Raw genomic sequence first — 18,078 nt, 5'->3', positions numbered from 1 at the left:
CTGAAGAAGAACCGCCCCATGCGTATCTGGATAGACGCCGACGCCTGCCCACGCCCTGCCCGCGACTTGGTAGTCAAGTTCGCCCTCAAGCGCAAACTGGCGGTGATCATGGTCGCCGGGCAGGCGGTGGCCAAGCCGGCGTTCGCCGTGGTGCAGCTGATCGTGGTGCCCAGTGGGCCGGATGCTGCCGACGACTACCTGGTCGAGCACGCTCTGCCGGGTGAACTGGTGATCTGCAGCGATGTGCCGCTGGCCGACCGCCTGGTGAAGAAGGGTGTCGCTGCGCTCGATCCGCGGGGCAAGGAGTTCGATGAGCGCAACATGGGTGATCGTCTGGCGGTGCGTAACCTGTTCACCGAGCTGCGTGAGCAGGGCCAGGTCGGGGGAGGGCAGGCGCCCTATGGCGAGCGGGAAAAACAGGCGTTCGCCAATGCGCTGGATCGAATTCTCACGCGCTTGACCAAGGCCTGAGGCAGTCAGGGGCCTGCAAGGCAGGCCCCGGCGGGGTCATTGATCGTCTTCGTGGGTCAGTTCGAGGATGCGGTCGACCAGCTTGTAGATACCGCCGGCGGCATCGCTGATGTTTTCTGCCAGCATGTAGGCCGGGGTGCTGACCAGTCGGCGCTGGGTGTCTTCGACGATGTCGTGGACATCGCACTCTTCGTGAGTAGCGCCCATCTTGGTCATTGCATCGCTGGTGTCGGCGTCGTTGCCGATGGTGCAGACCACACCGGGACCGTAGATTTTCGCCGCCAGGGCCGGCGAAATGCAGATCAGCCCGACCGGCTTATTGGCCGCGGCGAAGCCTTCGGCCAGACGCAATACATCGGCTTGCACGGTGCAATCGGCACCTTTGCCGGCAAAGTCAGAAAGGTTCTTCGCAGCTCCAAAGCCGCCTGGCACGATCAGCGCGTCGAAGTCTTCGACTTTGGCCTCCTGTACATCCTTGACCTGACCCCGCGCGATGCGTGCCGACTCGACCAGGACGTTGCGTTTTTCCTGAGTCTGTTCACCGGTCAGGTGATTGATGACATGCATTTGCTCGACATTCGGCGCGAAGCACTGTACCTGGGCACCACGTTGATCCAGGCGCAGCAGGGTGATGACGCTTTCGTGGATTTCTGCGCCGTCATAGACACCGCAGCCGGACAGAATCACTGCAACTTTTTTTGTCATAGGGTTACTCCAGAGTCGAGGCGCTGACTGTACTCAGTTGGAACACAAACCGTGAAGCGTGTTCAGTCGGCCTCGGCTCAGGGATGTTCGCGCTCGGCTTCAGGTTCGGGGCGCTTGGGCCGGGTGTCTTCGGCGTGGGCCAGTGCCGCGGCGCGTTCGGCGCGCTCGGCACGGCGGTTGCGCAGGTAGCGGCGGACCCACAGCAGGATGCCGATCACCAGCAAGGTGCCCAGCACCCACAGCTCGTAGCGCTTCACATTGCCCAGCAGGCCTTCGAGGATGGCGCCGAAGTGGTAGGCGGCAGCGCCCAGGGCCAGGGCCCACACCGCAGCGCCGATGCCGTTGAGGATCAGGTAGCGGCGCGGCGGGTAACCGGAAAGACCAATCGCCACCGGCATCACCGTGCGCAGGCCGTAGACGAAGCGGAAGCTCAGCACCCAGATATCGGGATGCCGGCGGATATGGTCCAGCGCCTTGTCGCCCATGGCCTGCCAGCGCGGCTTGCGCGCCAGAATCGCGCGGCCATGGCGGCGGCCCATGAAGTACCAGAGCTGGTCCCCGGCGTAGCTGCCGAAGAACGCGACCACCACTACCAGACTGATGTCCATGTAACCGCGGAACGCAAGAAAGCCCGCGAGTACCAGAATGGTCTCACCTTCAAAAAACGTGCCGAGAAAAAGGGCAAAGTAGCCAAAATCGTGCAGGAATTGTTGAAGCATGGTGTAGGGGTGGTGGCGAAATGAACGCGCAGCCTACCCCTTAGTGAGCGTGGGGGAAAGTGTCCAAATGTGTCTCGACGTGAACATTTCCTACGAGGAGAATGCCTGCGGCCGCAAGTCGCAGGGTTGTCCTTCCCTGTCACACAGGGGTCATAATGGGCGCTTATAACTGTCGCGCTCGCCCGCCTGCGCGGGCTCAGGAGTCTGCCGTGAGCTTTACCCCCGCCAATCGCATGTTTCCTGCCACCCGTTTGCGCCGCAACCGTCGGGACGATTTTTCCCGGCGGCTGGTGCGCGAAAACGTTCTGACCGTCGATGACCTGATCTACCCGGTGTTCGTCCTCGATGGCGAAAATCGCCGCGAAGAAGTGCCTTCGATGCCGGGCGTCGAGCGCCTGTCCATCGACCTGCTACTAGAAGCAGCGCAAGGCTGGGTGGAGCTGGGCATTCCGGCGCTGGCGCTGTTCCCGGTCACCCCGGTGGAGAAGAAGTCGCTCGATGGTGCCGAAGGCTGGAACCCCGACGGCATCGCCCAGCGCGCCACCCGCGCCCTGCGCGAGCGCTTCCCGGAGCTGGGGGTGATCACCGACGTGGCGCTGGACCCGTTCACCACCCACGGGCAGGACGGCATTCTCGACGAAGAAGGCTACGTACAGAACGACATCACCGTCGATGCGCTGGTGCGCCAGGCGCTGTCCCATGCCGAAGCCGGTGCCCAGGTAGTGGCGCCGTCGGACATGATGGATGGCCGTCTGGGCGCGATTCGCGAGGCCCTGGAAGTGGCCGGTTACGTCAACGTGCGCATCATGGCCTACTCGGCCAAATACGCCAGCGCCTACTACGGCCCGTTCCGTGATGCAGTCGGCTCGGCGCTGAACCTGGGCAAGGCCAACAAGGCGTCCTACCAGATGGACCCGGCCAACAGTGACGAGGCCCTGCACGAAGTGGCCACCGATCTGGCCGAAGGCGCCGACATGGTCATGGTCAAGCCAGGCATGCCCTACCTGGATATCGTTCACCGGGTCAAAAGCCAGTTCAAGGTTCCGACTTTCGTTTACCAGGTCAGCGGCGAGTACGCCATGCACATGGCCGCCATTCAGAATGGCTGGCTCAGCGAGGCGGTGATTCTCGAGTCGCTGACCGCTTTCAAACGGGCAGGGGCCGATGGGGTCCTGACCTATTTCGCGGTGCGAGCCGCACAGATGCTCAAAGCGCAGTGATGCCTCCGAGCACGTCCTGACAGAGCTGTCCCAAACGGGCACGTTCTGTCAGGCCTGTCTTACAGGAATGTCCGATGAATAATGAAGTGCTGACCGCTGTCGATCTCAAGGATGCCCAAGCCGTGCCCGAAGAACTGGTGCAAACACCACCGGACCTGGCCCCGCCAGCCGAACCTGTGGTCGAGGCGCCGCCAGCGCCCCCGACCCCGGTGATCAACGTGCCTGGCCTGGACGACAGCAGCCTGTACATTCATCGCGAGCTGTCGCAGTTGCAGTTCAATATCCGCGTGCTGGAACAGGCGTTGGACGAGAGTTACCCGCTGCTCGAACGGCTGAAGTTCCTGTTGATCTTCTCTAGCAACCTGGATGAGTTCTTCGAAATCCGCGTCGCCGGGCTGAAGAAGCAGATCACCTTCGCTCGGGAACTGGCCGGTGCCGATGGCTTGCAGCCGCACCAGGCGCTGGCGCGGATCAGCGAACTGGTGCACATCGAAGTCGATCGCCAGTACGCGATCCTCAACGACGTGCTGCTGCCAGAGCTGGAAAAACACCAGATTCGCTTCATTCGCCGCCGTTACTGGACACCCAAGCTCAAGACCTGGGTGCGGCGCTTCTTCCGCGACGAGATCGCGCCGATCATCACCCCGATCGGCCTCGATCCGACCCACCCGTTCCCGCTGCTGGTCAACAAGAGCCTGAACTTCATCGTCGAGCTGGAAGGTGTCGATGCCTTCGGGCGCGATTCGGGCCTGGCGATCATCCCGGCGCCACGTCTGTTGCCGCGCGTGATTCGCGTGCCGGAAGAGGTCGGTGGCCCCGGCGCCAACCATGTGTTCCTGTCGTCGATGATCCACGCCCACGCCGATGACCTGTTCCAGGGCATGAAGGTCAAGGGCTGCTACCAGTTCCGCCTGACCCGAAACGCCGACCTGGCGCTGGACTCCGAAGACGTCGAAGACCTTGCCCGCGCCCTGCGCGGTGAACTGTTCTCGCGCCGTTACGGCGATGCCGTGCGCCTGGAAGTGGCCGATACCTGCCCCAAACACTTGTCCGACTACCTGCTCAAGCAGTTCAACCTCAGCGAGAGCGAGCTGTATCAGGTCAATGGACCGGTCAACCTGACCCGCCTGTTCAGCATCACCGGGCTGGACAGCCACCCCGAGCTGCAATACACCCCGTTCACCCCAGCGATCCCGAAGATCCTGCAGAACGGCGACAACATCTTCAGCGTGATCAGCAAGCAGGACGTGTTGCTGATGCACCCGTTCGAGTCGTTCACTCCGGTGGTCGACCTGCTGCGCCAGGCCGCCAAGGACCCGCACGTGCTGGCGGTGAGGCAGACCCTGTACCGCAGTGGCGCCAACTCCGAGATCGTCGATGCGCTGGTCGATGCGGCGCGTAACGGCAAGGAAGTGACCGCAGTCATCGAATTGCGTGCGCGTTTCGACGAAGAGTCCAACCTGCAGATGGCCAGCCGTCTGCAAGCGGCCGGCGCGGTGGTGATCTACGGCGTGGTGGGCTTCAAGACCCACGCCAAGATGATGCTGATTCTGCGCCGTGAACAGGGCGAGATCGTTCGCTACGCCCACCTCGGTACCGGTAACTACCATGCCGGTAATGCGCGCCTGTACACCGACTACAGCATGCTCACCTCCGATGCGGCGCTGACCGAAGACGTCGGCAAACTGTTCAGCCAGCTGATCGGCATGGGCAAGACCCTGCGCATGAAAAAGCTGCTGCATGCGCCGTTCACGCTGAAGAAGGGCATGCTCGACATGATCGCCCGGGAGACCCAGTTCGCCCTGGACGGCAAGCCGGCGCACATCATCGCCAAATTCAACTCGCTGACCGACGCCAAGGTGATCAAGGCGCTGTACAAGGCCAGCCAGTCAGGCGTGCGTATCGATCTGGTAGTGCGCGGCATGTGCTGCCTGCGACCCGGCATCGCCGGGGTATCGCACAACATCACCGTGCGCTCCATCATTGGCCGTTTCCTCGAACACACCCGGGTGTTCTACTTCCTCAACGGTGGGGAAGAGCAGATCTATCTCTCCAGTGCCGACTGGATGGAACGCAACCTCGACAAGCGCGTCGAGACCTGCTTCCCGGTCGAGGGCAAGAAGCTGCTGTTGCGGGTCAAGAAAGAGCTGGAAAGCTACCTCACCGACAACACCCACGCCTGGACCCTGCAGTCGGACGGGCGCTACGTGCGCAGCACCCCGACCGGCAACCAGAACTCGCGCAATGCCCAGGCGCAACTGCTCGAGCGCCTGAGCAACCCGGTCCTCAACGTACGCTGAGGACAAAGTTGACCCGGGTCAGCCACTCCGCCTCGTTGGCGAAGTCGGCCTGGGTCAGCGGGTGTTGTTCCAGCCAGCCTTCCGGGAAGATCACCTCCAGGCTGTTGGCGCCTGCCTGCAATTGCACCGTCGGCATCTCTTGGGTGCCGCGGATGTGATGGAACAGGATGGCGAAGCGCAGCAGCACGCACAGGCGCAGCAGCTGCACGCTTTCTTCAGCGAATTCAGCGAAGCGTTCCTTGGGGATGTTGCGCCGATGGCCGCGCACCAGCAGCGCGATCATCTGCTGGTCTTCGCGGGAAAAGCCGGCCAGGTCGGAGTGCTCCAGCAGGTAGGCGCCGTGCTTGTGGTAGTGGTAGTGGGCGATGTCCAGACCGACTTCATGCACTTTTGCCGCCCAGCCCAGCAGGTCGCGCCAGTTGCCGTCTTCCAGCTGCCAGGCAGCCGCTACCTGATCGAAGGCATGCAGCGCCTTGCGTTCGACGCGGGCGGCCTGGCCCTGGTCGACGTGGTAGCGCTCCATCAGCGAGTTGAGGGTGCGTTCACGCACGTCTTCGTGGTGATGACGGCCTAGCAGGTCGAACAGTACGCCTTCGCGCAAGGCGCCGTCGCAGTGGTCCATGCGCGCCAGTTCCAGGGCGTCGAAAATCGCCTCCAGAATCGCCAGGCCTGCCGGGAAGATCGCGCGGCGGTCGGGTTTTACCCCTTCGAAGTCGATACGGTCGGTTTCGCCCATCTTGAACAGCTTGCGCTTGGCCCAGGCCAGGCCTTCGGCATTGACTTCGCCATTGCCCAGGCCGCCGGCCTTGATCGCCGCGCCGATGGCGCGGATGGTGCCGGACGAGCCGATGGCTTCGTCCCAGGTCAGGCGGTGCAGGGCGTTTTCGATGCTCATCAGTTCCAGGCGCGCAGCGGTGTAGGCCTGGGCGTAGCGTGCCGGGGTGATCTTGCCATCACGGAAATAGCGCTGGGTGAAGCTGACGCAACCCATTTGCAGGCTTTCGCGCAATAGGGGTTCGAAGCGTTGGCCGATGATGAACTCGGTGCTGCCGCCGCCGATGTCGGCCACCAGGCGCTTGCCGGGGGTATCGGCCAGGGTGTGCGACACGCCGAGGTAGATCAGACGCGCCTCTTCGCGGCCGGAAATGACTTCCACCGGATGGCCGAGGATGGCTTCGGCGCGCTGGATGAACACCGCACGGTTGCGCGCTTCGCGCAGGGCGTTGGTGCCCACGATGCGTACCGCGCCCGGCGGCATGCCGTTGATCAATTGGGCGAAGCGCTTGAGGCATTCCAGGCCACGGTCCATGGCCTCTTCGCTGAGCAGGCGGTCTTCGTCGATGCCGGCGGCGAGCTGGACCTTCTCCCCCAGGCGTTCGAGGATGCGGATCTCGGTGTGATGGGCCTTGGCGACGACCATGTGGAAGCTGTTGGAGCCGAGGTCGATAGCGGCGATCAGAGACAGGTTCTTCGCGGTTTTATGCGGCATGGTCTGGTAGTTCTCGGTCGATAACCCGGCAATCGTGACACGATCGTTGGCCTACGCCAACGCGCGAAAGGCCGGGCTTTGATGCAGGACAAGGGCTCGATAGGGTGGCGATCGTTCCTCACATTAGCTGGCCGAACGCACCTGCGCCTGCCGCTTGAGCGTCAGCGCACCCGTCGTCCATCCTATGACAGGTATGTGACCGTTTCGATTCGTCGGGTCTTGCGCCATCATAGCGACAGTCAATCGGCTTCGGCTTCCTGTAGAACGAAGGGACGGCTATGATGGAAGCCGATTTTGCCTTATGACCTGGAGATATCCATGAGCAGCGATCTTATCAAACACGTCACCGACGCCACGTTCGAGGCAGAAGTGCTCAAGGCCGACCAACCGGTGCTGGTCGACTACTGGGCTGAATGGTGTGGCCCTTGCAAGATGATCGCTCCGGTGCTGGACGCCGTCGCCGCCGACTATGAAGGCAAACTGGTCGTCGCCAAGCTGAACATCGACGAAAACCAGGAAACCCCGGCCAAGCACGGCGTGCGCGGTATCCCGACGCTGATGCTGTTCAAGAACGGCAACGTCGAGGCGACCAAGGTCGGCGCCTTGTCCAAGTCGCAGTTGGCTGCGTTCATCGACGCCAATATCTGATCTGCGAAAGCCCCGGAAATCCGGGGCTTTTCTTTTTTAGCCCACTAGACGCCGAAAAAAGCAAGTGTTACATTCGGCCCCGCACTGCTTCTCCAGTGCCCTCTGCACGCCGTCGCCGACGCATCCCTAATTCGAATCAGTACGCGATCCTGTCGCCAATCTTGCGGCGCGGCTTCATTAAGCCAGAAGCTTAATTCTCCCTTCTTACATGATTACGTCACTCCCCTTATGAACCTGACAGAACTCAAGCAAAAGCCGATTACCGATCTGCTGGAAATGGCCGAGCAGATGGGCATCGAAAACATGGCCCGCTCGCGCAAGCAGGACGTGATCTTCGCCCTGTTGAAGAAACACGCGAAAAGCGGCGAAGAGATCTCGGGTGACGGCGTGCTGGAGATTCTCCAGGATGGATTCGGTTTCCTGCGTTCGGCAGATGCTTCGTATCTGGCCGGCCCTGACGACATCTATGTCTCGCCCAGCCAGATCCGCCGCTTCAACCTGCGCACCGGCGACACCATCGTCGGCAAGATCCGCCCGCCGAAGGAAGGGGAGCGCTACTTCGCGCTGCTGAAGGTCGATACCATCAACTTCGACCGTCCGGAAAACGCCAAGAACAAGATCCTGTTCGAAAACCTCACGCCGCTGTTCCCCAACAAGCGCCTGAAGATGGAAGCCGGCAACGGTTCCACCGAAGACCTGACCGGCCGCGTCATCGACCTGTGCGCCCCGATCGGCAAAGGCCAGCGCGGCCTGATCGTCGCGCCGCCGAAGGCGGGCAAGACCATCATGCTGCAGAACATCGCGGCCAACATTACCCGCAACAACCCCGAGTGCCACCTGATCGTCCTGCTGATCGACGAGCGCCCGGAAGAAGTGACCGAGATGCAGCGCACCGTGCGCGGCGAAGTGGTCGCCTCGACCTTCGATGAGCCACCGACCCGTCACGTACAGGTTGCCGAAATGGTCATCGAGAAGGCCAAGCGCCTGGTTGAGCACAAGAAGGACGTGGTCATTCTGCTCGACTCCATCACTCGTCTGGCCCGCGCCTACAACACCGTGATCCCGAGCTCGGGCAAGGTGCTCACCGGTGGTGTAGACGCCCACGCGCTTGAGAAACCCAAGCGCTTCTTCGGTGCGGCGCGCAACATCGAGGAAGGCGGTTCGCTGACCATCATCGCCACCGCGCTGGTGGAAACCGGCTCGAAGATGGATGAAGTCATCTACGAAGAGTTCAAGGGTACCGGCAACATGGAACTGCCCCTGGACCGTCGCATCGCTGAAAAACGCGTATTCCCGGCCATCAACATCAACCGCTCCGGCACCCGTCGCGAAGAGTTGCTGACCGCCGACGACGAACTGCAGCGCATGTGGATTCTGCGCAAGCTGCTGCACCCGATGGACGAGATCGCCGCCATCGAGTTCCTCACCGACAAGCTCAAGCAGACCAAGACCAACGACGAGTTCTTCCTGTCGATGAAGCGCAAGTAAGCGCGCTCGATCAGGCATGATTGGGGCCGATTCGCAGCCTTTCGCGGGTAAACCCGCTCCCACAGGTCCGCAATCTGTGGGCGCGGGTTTATCTGCGAAGGCAGGCGACGCGGCCTCAATGCATTGCGCTCCCCCTTTACCGACCGATACGGCCAATACGAGGCTCACGCATGCAGTATCGCGACCTACGCGACTTCATCCGAGGCCTGGAGCAGCGCGGCGAGCTCAAGCGCATCCAGGTTCCGATTTCCCCCGTGCTGGAAATGACCGAGGTCTGTGACCGCACGCTGCGGGCCAAGGGCCCGGCCTTGCTCTTCGAGAAACCCACCGGCTTCGATATCCCGGTGCTGGGCAACCTGTTCGGCACCCCGGAGCGCGTAGCCATGGGCATGGGCGCCGAGTCGGTCGAGGAACTGCGGGAAATCGGCAAGCTGCTGGCGTTTCTCAAGGAGCCCGAGCCGCCCAAGGGCTTGAAGGACGCCTGGTCGAAACTGCCGATCTTCAAGAAGGTCGTGTCCATGGCGCCAAAGGTGGTCAAGGATGCGGTGTGCCAGGAAGTGGTGGTGGAGGGCGATGATGTCGACCTCAACCAGTTGCCGATCCAGCACTGCTGGCCAGGCGATGTCGCCCCGCTGATCACCTGGGGCCTGACCGTGACCCGCGGCCCGAACAAGGACCGCCAGAACCTGGGCATCTACCGTCAGCAGTTGATTGGCCGCAACAAGGTCATCATGCGCTGGCTCAGCCATCGCGGCGGCGCGCTGGACTACCGCGAGTGGTGCGAGAAGCATCCTGGCGAACCATTCCCCGTGGCTGTCGCCCTGGGCGCCGATCCGGCGACCATTCTCGGCGCGGTGACGCCTGTGCCTGACACCCTGTCGGAGTACGCCTTCGCCGGCCTGTTGCGCGGCAACCGCACCGAGCTGGTCAAGTGCCGCGGCAGCAACCTGCAGGTGCCGGCCACCGCGGAAATCATTCTCGAAGGGGTCATCCACCCCGGCGAAATGGCGCCCGAGGGGCCGTACGGCGATCACACCGGCTACTACAACGAGGTGGACAGTTTTCCGGTGTTCACCGTCGAGCGCATCACCCATCGCCGCCAGCCGATCTACCACAGCACCTACACCGGGCGTCCACCGGATGAACCGGCCATCCTCGGCGTGGCATTGAACGAAGTGTTCGTGCCGATTCTGCAAAAGCAGTTTCCCGAGATCGTCGACTTCTACCTGCCGCCCGAGGGCTGCTCGTACCGCATGGCGGTGGTCACTATCAAGAAACAGTACCCCGGCCATGCCAAGCGCGTGATGCTCGGTGTGTGGTCGTTCCTGCGACAGTTCATGTACACCAAGTTCGTTATCGTGACCGACGACGATATCAATGCCCGCGACTGGAACGATGTGATCTGGGCTGTCACCACGCGCATGGACCCCAAGCGCGACACGGTGATGATCGACAATACCCCGATCGACTACCTCGACTTCGCCTCGCCCGTGTCGGGGCTGGGATCGAAGATGGGTCTGGATGCCACCCACAAGTGGCCGGGCGAAACCACGCGTGAATGGGGGCGTGCCATCGTCAAGGACGAGGCCGTGACCCGGCGTATCGATGAGCTGTGGGATCAGTTGGGAATAGAGTGATGCAGGTAACCTTGCAGCCATCCGGGGCAGTGCTCGCACTCGAGCCCGGAGAACGGATTCTGGATGCGGCGCGGCGCCTGGGCTATGACTGCCCCAACAGCTGCCGCAATGGCAACTGCCACGTCTGCGCGGCGTTGCTGGTGGAAGGGCGGGTACGTCAGGACGGTGAAGTGCGTGACCACGGTGAGCTGTTCACCTGTATCGCCGAGCCACTGGAGGATTGCGTGCTGCTGTGGGATGGCGTGCTGGCACTGGGTGAGCTGCCCGTACGCAAGCTGGCCTGCACCCTCACCGAGTGCGTCGAGGTGGGCGGTGATGTCTGGCGCGTGCGCCTGCGTGCTCCGGCCGGCAAACCGCTGCGTTATCACGCCGGGCAGTACCTGATGATCGAGCGTGAAGGCGCGAGCAAGGCGGCGTTTTCCCTGGCTTCGGCGCCGCACAGCGGGCGCGATCTGGAAATGCACATTCTTGCCCGCGAAGGCGGGGCCCGACTGTTGATCGAGCAGTTGCAGCGCGAGCGTCTGGCGCGCCTGGAGCTGCCGTTCGGCGACGCGCACCTGGCCGAGTTGCCGGACGGGCCGCTGGTGCTGATCGCTGCCGGCACCGGCATGGCGCAGATGCACAGCTTGCTGGAGCACTGCCGGGCGCAGGACTTCACGCACCCCGTGCACCTGTACTGGGGCGTGCGCCGGCCCGAGGATTTCTACCAGATCGAGCACTGGGACGAGTGGGCGCAACGTCCCAACCTGTTCCTGCACAAGGTGGTCAGCGACCTGTGCGGCTGGGACGGGCGCTGCGGGCTGTTGCATGAAGCGGTGTGCGAAGACATCGCCGAGCTTACCCACGTACACGTCTACGCCAGCGGTTCGCCGGCCATGGTCTACGCCACCCTGGATGCGCTGGTGGAGGCAGGGATGGATGCGCACCAGATGCGTGCTGACGTGTTCGCCTACGCACCGCGCGGCTGACTGCACCGGCGCCCTGCCAAGGCACGCCAGGGCGTCTGGCATAGAAACCGCAGGCAGGTCGTTATGCCAAGACGGTTTATCAGAACCGGGTCAATAGCGCTCGACGGACTTGAAAGCGGCGACCGTTCCGCCGTACGGTAAGTTCATAACGGCATCACTCAGTTACAGTTCGATGCTCCAGTGTTTTATGAGAAGCAATGGCGGCACGTTATGGCGGTAAGTGAACCTACGTCCTGGAAAGTCTCCTACCCTCCACGGCTCGATTTCGGCCCGCAACTGAGCCACGAGCAATTACTCCACTCGATGACCTCGACCATGTCGCGCCATGCCGGTGGCCCGGTCTGGCTGTTTGCCTACGGCTCGTTGATCTGGCGTCCCGAGGGCAATACCCTGGAGCGACAGCGCGCCAGGGTGCATGGCTATCACCGCGGTCTGTACCTGTGGTCGCACGCGCACCGTGGTACACCGCAGACGCCTGGGCTGGTCTTCGGGCTCGACCGCGGCGGCTCGTGCAGCGGCTTCGCCTATCGCCTCGACGAAGGCAGCCTGGAAGATTCGCTGATGGCGCTGTGGCAGCGCGAGATGCCGTACCCGGCCTACCGTCCGCACTGGCTCAATTGCCGGCTGGACGACGGCAGCAAGGTGCAGGCGCTGGGCTTCGTGCTCGAACGGCATCTGCCGTGTTACGCCGGTAACCTGCCGGACACACTGCTCAGCGAGATTCTCGCCAGGGCTGAAGGACGCTTCGGCAGCACCCGCGATTACGTCGAGCAGACCCTGCATGCCCTGCGTGATCATCAGATGCCTGATCGCAACCTGGAGGCGCGTTTCAAGCGCTGTCATACCTTGCGTCAGGCGTGAGGATTGCCGAGCGCAGTCTGCCAATCCAGCGCGTGACACCACGGCGGGCCTCTTTCTTTGCCGACGTTGGCCGATACCTGTAGCAATGCCCAAGTGCGAATCGATGCGCTTGGGTTTACTGCACTCGCTGGTTAAGCTGGCGCCAACTACGAAAGGAGCTGAACCGTGAAAGCGTGGATCTTGATGGTGCTGGCCTTGTTGCTACCCATGGCGGCACTGGCTGAAGAGGAAGCCAAGGAAGGAGAGGCCAAGGTCTCCTACTACAGCCTGACCCCGCCATTCGTGGGCAACTACGCCCTCGATGGCAGCCCGAAACTGCACGTGTACAAGGCCGATGTCGCTCTGCGCGTGACCGGCGCCGAGGCGGCTGCGGCGGTGAAGCTGCACGAGCCGCTGATTCGCAATCAGCTGGTTGCCTTGTTCACCCAGCAGACCCTTGACAGCATGAGTAACGTCGAAGCCAAGGAGCGGCTGCGCCAGGAGGCCTTGAAGCAAGTCCAGCAAGTGCTGGAAAGCGAAGAGGGCAAGCCGATCGTCGAAGACTTGCTGTTCAACAATCTGATCGTGCAGTAGGGCCTTGGTTATCCGGGCGGCCTGTCAGTTCTGTCAGTTGTAGGCGCTAGGCTGCTTCGCTGGAATGTCCTGAATCCCTCGAGCGTCATCGACGTCGCCGCAAGCCTCTTGATTCGAGCGGCTCGGCGCGAGGGTTTCAGGAGAGACATGGATGAACAGTTCGACCTTACCGCGTCTGCACAGGATCCCCGGTACACCCCTTGTTCCCCTCGGCCTTGCGGCACTGCTGCTGTCGGCGAGCGTAACCGCCGCTTCGGCATCGTTCGCGTTCGATTCACCCGTCAACGATACCGCGTCCGCCAACCCCGGTACGCTCATCAGCAAACGTGCCAGTGACAGCGGTCAGGCGCGCAAATGCCTGGTGGTGGGTGCGGACGGTAGTTCTCCAACGCTCGATCGTTGTGACATCGCGGGCAAGGGGCAGTGGCAGACCGTGCCGACCGGGCAAGGGATGATGCTGCAGGAGGTCGGCGGCCCGAGCCCGCAGCGGTGTCTGGTAAATGTCGGGTGGCAGGCCAAGGTCGCTGCCTGCGCCCCTTCCAGAGCCGAGCACGCCTGGCGAGTACGAGATGGTCAACCCGGTTTTGTCAGGCTGCAGAACGCTTACTCCACTGAAGAGCGCTGTCTGGCGTTCGATGGCGCGCGCGTCAGCCTGGACACATGCGCTGAGCAGGTCGATGCGGGGCAGTTGTGGAGCGACAGCATCGTGCCACGCGGCCCGACGTTCGAGCAGCGTCAGCTCGAGCGCTTTCCGCAGTCGCGCAGGCTAGTCCTGAGCCCTCTGCCGGACGCCAGCGCCGAACAGCAGCGGCTCAAGCAGCGGTTGAAATGGTCGGACTGGCAACCCACCGGTTTCTACCTGAATCATTCGACGCCACTGCAGGTGCAGGTCAGCGGCTTGCCAGCCGGCGCCACGTTGCAGTTGGCCGTGGGGGTGAATTCGCTGGTTCAGCCTTGGGAGCCGTCGACCTGCGAGAGGGGCATGTCGGTTACGGCGTTGCGCAATGGGACCAATACCATCTATCAACCGGTCCAAGGGGGACTGGTTCTCATGCGTTTTGTGGCGCCCGAGGCCGGTAGCCGAGTCACGGTCGAGCTGGGTCAGACTGCGATGCCAGTGCCCTATTACACCGAAGGGGTCGATTATTCTGCATGGACCTCGATGCTGGACGCGTCGACGGTTCCGTATGCGCTGCATTCGGGTAGTAGCGTGGTCATCGCCAGCAGCTTGTCGTCGGCAAAATACGTGGGTCCAGAGAGCCACCCGACGGCGTTGATGCTCTATTACCAGATGGGTATCAACGCACAGAGCGCGGCTGCCGGGCTGGACGGCCAACAGCCGCCCCATCAGGCCAGCCCTTTGCGTCCTTGGGTAGTGGAGACCTGCGCAGGCGTCAATCCAAATGCCTCGGACTACAGCGCCAACATGCCCTATCCTGCTCTGGACGCGCTGTCCGTGTTGAGAGCGCCGTCCACTTGGGGCCTGTGGCACGAGCTGGGGCATCAGCGCCAGAGCACCGTCTGGCCGTGGGACATGCCCTCGCTGGGGGAGGTAACGGTGAACATCTTCACCACGGCGGCGCTGCGTCGTTTCTGGGGAGAAAGCTTGCCGGTCGGCCCACGGGCAGCGACCTGGGACCGCGCGCAGATTTATCTCATGCAGCCCGATGCGGAGCGTGAATTCGACAACATGGAAAGCAACACAGGCGCCAATCGCGAGGTGATGTTCGAGCAGTTGCGACGCAGCTTTGGTGATACGTTCTATCCGCGTCTGGAGCGGGCGGCGCGCACCTTGGGCGACCCTGGCGACAAAGCCGCTCGCAAGCGCCTGTTCCAAGTCGAGGCGAGCAAGGCCGCTAATGCGGATCTGTCCGAGTACTTCGGCGCCTGGGGCCTGCGCCCCGATGCACAGACACTGGCACAGATCGCCGCATTGAGCCTTCCCAAACCACCCGGCCAACCTACCCAGGTTCCGGTGTTCGGTGGCAGTGCCGAGTCGCGGATACTGGATGTCTGGGCCTTTTCGGCGCAGGGCAGAAATGTGCAGATCGAAGGCCATGCCTGGCCACCAGGAGCGGTCATCGAAGCGCGTACCCAGCACAATGGCCGGGCGGGCGTCGCTACCGCCGATGCGTTCGGACGCTACCGCAATGATGCCCTCGACAAAGGCTATTTGCGCGACGGTGCAACCCTGCTCGAGCTTCGTACGGCCAACAGCGCGGGGGCATCACAGCAAGCGACTGTGACACAGCGTCCAGTGGTGACCAGCTTGCGCGTAAGGCGCACGCAGACCGGGGCGATCTGGGTCAACGGTACAGGCGCTCCGGCAGGTGCCGATGTCGAAGTGCACAATCGCGATGGCTCCTGGCCTGCCGTCGCCACCGTGGGTGGTGATGGGACGTTCGAGAACGATCACCTGAACGACAATCATCTGGTCGACGGCAGCACCATGCTGGAAGTACGCATGAATTTCCGTGAGCGTAGTTTCCCTGAGCGGTGGCGGGCCGTGCTGTTGCAAGCTATCGATGGCAGCTTCGACGTCGAGTGCCGATTCACTACATCAGAGCCTGCCGGCGAATCGTTGCAGGCCATTGAAGGGCAATGCGCGAAGGCTGTCTTGCCGTAGCGTGCGGGGCGGAGCGGGGCGGGGCGGCTCAGGCGCTCAGCGCCATGATCGCCGCCCACTGCGCTTCGCTCACAGGCATCACCGACAGCCGGCTGCCTTTGTGCACCAAAGGCAGCTCGGCGAGTGCCGTCTGTTGCTTGAGCAGTCCAAGCGGGAGCACGTGCCGGAAAGTCCGTACGTGGGCGACATCCACCGCACTCCACGGGTTTTTTTCCGCACTTGCTTTTGCATCATGATAGGGGCTGCTTGGGTCCAGTGCCGTGGGGTCGGGGTAGGCCGCCGTGATGATCCGCGCTATACCGGCAATGCCCGGTTGCGGACAGCTGGAGTGGTAGAAAAAGCATTCATCGCCTAGGCTCATGGCCCTCAGGAAATTGCGCGCCTGGTAGTTGCGTACGCCGTCCCAACGGGCCTCGTCCAAGCGGCTCAACCCTTCGATGGATAGCTCTTCGGGTTCGGATTTCATCAGCCAATAGGCCATCTGGGATGCTCCTGACAGTCGGTGAAATAATCTGTTTCATCAAACCGACCAGCGGTGACAAACAGCATTTGCGTGGCGACTTGGGTTGTCGCAGAATGCGCGCGATTTCAAAGCTCGTTGCCCTGTCAGCCCCTGTGTGCAGACGGGGCTGATCTGTTTGCCTGGGGGGCAATCGATGAACAAACGCAAACCGGATCTGCTCTGGGTCCTGGTCTTCATCTTCGGTCTAGGTGTCGTCACTACCGGTTACGCGCAAAGCTTCTGGGAACGCAAGCTCGACGCTGCGTACCAGGCTCCGGTCGTGCAGGTTCAATCGATACGCTAGATGCAGGTCGCGGCCTCTGGGGCCGAGGCCAGGTACCATCCCCCGTCGGATACCGTTCCCTTCAACGGCACATCCCAGCTGGCCTGGGTCAGCCGTTCGACCTTCTGGCACTCGTGGGCCAGCCCCAGCAACAGCGGCTTCTTCCAGCCCTTACGCCTTGATTGGTAAGCCAGGCTGCGGTCGTAGAAGCCGCCGCCCATGCCCAGCCGGCCACCCACCTCATCGAACCCGACCAGTGGTAGCAGAATCAGGTCCAGCGCCCAGGTTGGCCGCTGCCGTTTGCGGTTGATCACCGGCTCGGCAATGCCGAAGCGGTTGGGCCGCAAGGGTTCGTGGGCGTCGAAGCGTTGAAAGACCATGTGCGTGCGAGGCCAGGCGTGCAGTACCGGCAGATACGTGCGCTTGCCGCGCCGCTGAGCCTCACGCAACAGTAGGCGTGGATCGATTTCACCGTCGTTGGGCAGGTACAGGGCGATGTGCCGGGCGCGGCGGAACAGCGGGTGCTGCGCCAGCTGCCGGTACAGCCCACGGGCAGCCTGTCGCTGTTGCAACGGGGTGAGCGCACGGCGTGCATCACGCAGCAGGCGACGAAGCTGGGGGCGGGTGAGCGGCGCGGTGTCGGTCATGGCACAGGCGGTCTCGAATCGACAGGCCGGCGTGGACGGCCCAGACAAATTGCCCGCCAGGGAAGGCGGGCAAGAGAATTCAGGCTCCCCGATAAGACCGCTATCGGTGTAGCCCTTGAACCCGAAAGTTCAAGGTGGAGATTGCAGGAGGCATTAAGGCTTTCCGTCAGGCGGACATGCACACCTGCCTCAGCGTGCAACCCCCGTGGTTGTGCGTATCGGCTCAGGGACATAACCGACTGGCGCATCCACCAGGGAGTGGCGCCAGTATACCCACGTCAGTCGATTTTACTACCCACGTCGTCGGACAACGCCTGATCGACACGCTCCAGCAGTTCACGTACCTGCTCGCGGCTGGTGATCACCGGCGGGGCGTCCGGGGTCTCCTGGCGGTGCAGCAGTTCGTGGGTGATGTTGAGCGCGGCCATGACCGCGATGCGGTCGGCGCCAATGACTTTGCCACTGCTGCGGATCTCGCGCATCTTGCCGTCGAGGTAACGCGCGGCACCGACCAGATTGCTGCGTTCTTCCGGCGGGCAGATGATCGAATATTCTTTGTCGAGAATCTGCACGGTGACGCTGTTGGGTGAACTCATGAGTCTTGCTCCAGGGCCTTGAGGCGCACGATCATCGATTCGACCTTGCGCCTGGCGATCTCGTTCTTGTCGATGAGGAGGGCGCGCTCCTCGCGCCAGGATTTTTCCTGAGCCATTAGGAGTGCATTTCGCCGTTTTAGTTGCTCGACCCGCTCGATCAGTATCTCGAACCGGCTCATGAGCGTTTGCAGGTCGTTCTCTTGCGTGGGTTGCACTCGCTTCGCTCCATCGTTGACTCGCCAGACGATCATGCCTCGGTGCCTGCCCCGGCGGCCAGTGCCGATGGTCTTGGCGCGTCTGCCGGTGCTAGGATACAAGCCCTTCATTCTAGTCATCGCGCCGTCT

At 62.5% G+C, this 18,078-nt stretch carries 18 protein-coding genes and 1 other RNA gene; 11 read left to right on the top strand and 8 right to left on the bottom strand.

The genetic code is table 11. The features are described 5' to 3' along the window. The first annotated feature begins 18 nt into the window (after positions 1 to 18). A complete protein-coding gene (locus LK03_RS05265; RefSeq protein ID WP_028693218.1) occupies positions 19 to 471 on the top strand; it encodes a YaiI/YqxD family protein in 453 nt (150 codons plus the stop codon). Positions 472 to 507: 36 nt separating this feature from the next. Here the strand turns inward: LK03_RS05265 and elbB are convergent, their stop codons facing one another. Next, positions 508 to 1,176, bottom strand: coding sequence for an isoprenoid biosynthesis glyoxalase ElbB (gene elbB, locus LK03_RS05260; RefSeq protein WP_038411384.1), 669 nt, complete (start codon positions 1,174 to 1,176; stop codon positions 508 to 510). A 77-nt stretch (positions 1,177 to 1,253) separates the two neighbouring features. Continuing rightward, positions 1,254 to 1,895, bottom strand: a complete 642-nt coding sequence (locus tag LK03_RS05255; protein WP_038411383.1) for a DedA family protein — start codon at positions 1,893 to 1,895, stop codon at positions 1,254 to 1,256. Between the two features lie 209 nt (positions 1,896 to 2,104). On the opposite strand from LK03_RS05255, the gene hemB reads away from it, so the two are divergent. Then, positions 2,105 to 3,115 (top strand): porphobilinogen synthase, encoded by a 1,011-nt coding sequence (gene hemB, locus LK03_RS05250; RefSeq protein WP_038411382.1) that lies wholly within the window; start codon positions 2,105 to 2,107, stop codon positions 3,113 to 3,115. A 74-nt stretch (positions 3,116 to 3,189) separates the two neighbouring features. Beyond that, entirely contained in the window at positions 3,190 to 5,415 is a 2,226-nt protein-coding gene (gene ppk1, locus LK03_RS05245) for a polyphosphate kinase 1 (RefSeq protein WP_038411381.1), read from the top strand. Here the strand turns inward: ppk1 and ppx are convergent. Continuing rightward, on the bottom strand, positions 5,402 to 6,904 hold the full coding sequence (gene ppx / locus LK03_RS05240) for an exopolyphosphatase (RefSeq protein WP_038411380.1): 1,503 nt from the start codon (positions 6,902 to 6,904) through the stop codon (positions 5,402 to 5,404). The genes ppk1 and ppx overlap by 14 nt on opposite strands. Before the next feature lie 318 nt (positions 6,905 to 7,222). Here ppx and trxA point away from each other — a divergent pair, with 318 nt between their 5' ends. The 7 genes from trxA to LK03_RS21555 all read left to right on the top strand — a co-directional run bounded on the left by trxA (position 7,223) and on the right by LK03_RS21555 (position 15,705). Continuing rightward, positions 7,223 to 7,552: a thioredoxin TrxA gene (trxA, locus tag LK03_RS05235; protein WP_038411379.1), complete on the top strand. Its 330-nt coding sequence runs from the start codon at positions 7,223 to 7,225 to the stop codon at positions 7,550 to 7,552. A gap of 228 nt (positions 7,553 to 7,780) precedes the next feature. Next, complete coding sequence (rho, locus tag LK03_RS05230; protein ID WP_028693225.1) at positions 7,781 to 9,040, top strand: transcription termination factor Rho; 1,260 nt, start codon at positions 7,781 to 7,783, stop codon at positions 9,038 to 9,040. A gap of 170 nt (positions 9,041 to 9,210) precedes the next feature. After that, on the top strand, positions 9,211 to 10,677 hold the full coding sequence (gene ubiD / locus LK03_RS05225) for a 4-hydroxy-3-polyprenylbenzoate decarboxylase (protein WP_038411378.1): 1,467 nt from the start codon (positions 9,211 to 9,213) through the stop codon (positions 10,675 to 10,677). Next, entirely contained in the window at positions 10,677 to 11,645 is a 969-nt protein-coding gene (locus LK03_RS05220; RefSeq protein ID WP_038411377.1) for a CDP-6-deoxy-delta-3,4-glucoseen reductase, read from the top strand. Before ubiD ends, LK03_RS05220 begins: the two co-directional genes overlap by 1 nt. 210 nt (positions 11,646 to 11,855) lie before the next feature. Continuing rightward, complete coding sequence (locus LK03_RS05215) at positions 11,856 to 12,506, top strand: gamma-glutamylcyclotransferase (RefSeq protein WP_038411376.1); 651 nt, start codon at positions 11,856 to 11,858, stop codon at positions 12,504 to 12,506. Between the two features lie 165 nt (positions 12,507 to 12,671). After that, positions 12,672 to 13,079, top strand: coding sequence for a flagellar basal body-associated protein FliL (locus tag LK03_RS05210; RefSeq protein ID WP_038411375.1), 408 nt, complete (start codon positions 12,672 to 12,674; stop codon positions 13,077 to 13,079). A 151-nt stretch (positions 13,080 to 13,230) separates the two neighbouring features. Beyond that, complete coding sequence (locus LK03_RS21555; protein ID WP_049870434.1) at positions 13,231 to 15,705, top strand: M60 family metallopeptidase; 2,475 nt, start codon at positions 13,231 to 13,233, stop codon at positions 15,703 to 15,705. 28 nt (positions 15,706 to 15,733) lie between these two features. On the opposite strand, the gene LK03_RS05190 is transcribed toward LK03_RS21555, so the two are convergent. Further along, positions 15,734 to 16,186: an EVE domain-containing protein gene (locus LK03_RS05190; RefSeq protein ID WP_038411371.1), complete on the bottom strand. Its 453-nt coding sequence runs from the start codon at positions 16,184 to 16,186 to the stop codon at positions 15,734 to 15,736. Positions 16,187 to 16,361: 175 nt separating this feature from the next. Between LK03_RS05190 and LK03_RS22285 the strand changes: the two genes are divergently transcribed. After that, positions 16,362 to 16,511: a hypothetical protein gene (locus LK03_RS22285; RefSeq protein ID WP_167334486.1), complete on the top strand. Its 150-nt coding sequence runs from the start codon at positions 16,362 to 16,364 to the stop codon at positions 16,509 to 16,511. On the opposite strand, the gene LK03_RS05185 is transcribed toward LK03_RS22285, so the two are convergent. From LK03_RS05185 to LK03_RS05175, 4 genes are all read right to left on the bottom strand, one after another. Continuing rightward, positions 16,508 to 17,137, bottom strand: a complete 630-nt coding sequence (locus tag LK03_RS05185) for a 5-formyltetrahydrofolate cyclo-ligase (RefSeq protein ID WP_038411370.1) — start codon at positions 17,135 to 17,137, stop codon at positions 16,508 to 16,510. The two genes, LK03_RS22285 and LK03_RS05185, sit on opposite strands and share 4 nt — an antisense overlap. Before the next feature lie 81 nt (positions 17,138 to 17,218). After that, positions 17,219 to 17,398: non-coding RNA, 6S RNA (ssrS, locus tag LK03_RS21775), on the bottom strand. A gap of 17 nt (positions 17,399 to 17,415) precedes the next feature. Continuing rightward, complete coding sequence (locus LK03_RS05180) at positions 17,416 to 17,733, bottom strand: cell division protein ZapA (protein WP_038411369.1); 318 nt, start codon at positions 17,731 to 17,733, stop codon at positions 17,416 to 17,418. Beyond that, a complete protein-coding gene (locus LK03_RS05175; RefSeq protein ID WP_049870433.1) occupies positions 17,730 to 17,984 on the bottom strand; it encodes a TIGR02449 family protein in 255 nt (84 codons plus the stop codon). The genes LK03_RS05180 and LK03_RS05175 overlap by 4 nt, the downstream gene beginning before the upstream one ends. Positions 17,985 to 18,078 lie beyond the last annotated feature (94 nt).

The sequence above is a fragment of the Pseudomonas cremoricolorata genome, assembly GCF_000759535.1.
Classification (GTDB): Bacteria; Pseudomonadota; Gammaproteobacteria; order Pseudomonadales; family Pseudomonadaceae; genus Aquipseudomonas; species Aquipseudomonas cremoricolorata_A.
Note: the sequence above shows the minus strand (reverse complement) of the source record. Positions and strands in the feature narration are given on the sequence as shown.

Excerpts from the sequence above, each read along its gene's own strand:
- ppx (WP_038411380.1), bottom strand. The coding sequence starts at position 6,904 with ATGCCGCATAAAACCGCGAAGAACCTGTCTCTGATCGCCGCTATCGAC.
- LK03_RS05190 (WP_038411371.1), bottom strand. The coding sequence starts at position 16,186 with ATGGCCTATTGGCTGATGAAATCCGAACCCGAAGAGCTATCCATCGAA.
- LK03_RS22285 (WP_167334486.1), top strand. The coding sequence starts at position 16,362 with ATGAACAAACGCAAACCGGATCTGCTCTGGGTCCTGGTCTTCATCTTC.
- LK03_RS21555 (WP_049870434.1), top strand. The coding sequence starts at position 13,231 with ATGAACAGTTCGACCTTACCGCGTCTGCACAGGATCCCCGGTACACCC.
- LK03_RS05255 (WP_038411383.1), bottom strand. The coding sequence starts at position 1,895 with ATGCTTCAACAATTCCTGCACGATTTTGGCTACTTTGCCCTTTTTCTC.
- LK03_RS05265 (WP_028693218.1), top strand. The coding sequence starts at position 19 with ATGCGTATCTGGATAGACGCCGACGCCTGCCCACGCCCTGCCCGCGAC.
- LK03_RS05180 (WP_038411369.1), bottom strand. The coding sequence starts at position 17,733 with ATGAGTTCACCCAACAGCGTCACCGTGCAGATTCTCGACAAAGAATAT.
- ppk1 (WP_038411381.1), top strand. The coding sequence starts at position 3,190 with ATGAATAATGAAGTGCTGACCGCTGTCGATCTCAAGGATGCCCAAGCC.
- rho (WP_028693225.1), top strand. The coding sequence starts at position 7,781 with ATGAACCTGACAGAACTCAAGCAAAAGCCGATTACCGATCTGCTGGAA.
- elbB (WP_038411384.1), bottom strand. The coding sequence starts at position 1,176 with ATGACAAAAAAAGTTGCAGTGATTCTGTCCGGCTGCGGTGTCTATGAC.
- ubiD (WP_038411378.1), top strand. The coding sequence starts at position 9,211 with ATGCAGTATCGCGACCTACGCGACTTCATCCGAGGCCTGGAGCAGCGC.
- LK03_RS05220 (WP_038411377.1), top strand. The coding sequence starts at position 10,677 with ATGCAGGTAACCTTGCAGCCATCCGGGGCAGTGCTCGCACTCGAGCCC.
- trxA (WP_038411379.1), top strand. The coding sequence starts at position 7,223 with ATGAGCAGCGATCTTATCAAACACGTCACCGACGCCACGTTCGAGGCA.
- LK03_RS05185 (WP_038411370.1), bottom strand. The coding sequence starts at position 17,137 with ATGACCGACACCGCGCCGCTCACCCGCCCCCAGCTTCGTCGCCTGCTG.
- LK03_RS05175 (WP_049870433.1), bottom strand. The coding sequence starts at position 17,984 with ATGATCGTCTGGCGAGTCAACGATGGAGCGAAGCGAGTGCAACCCACG.
- LK03_RS05215 (WP_038411376.1), top strand. The coding sequence starts at position 11,856 with ATGGCGGTAAGTGAACCTACGTCCTGGAAAGTCTCCTACCCTCCACGG.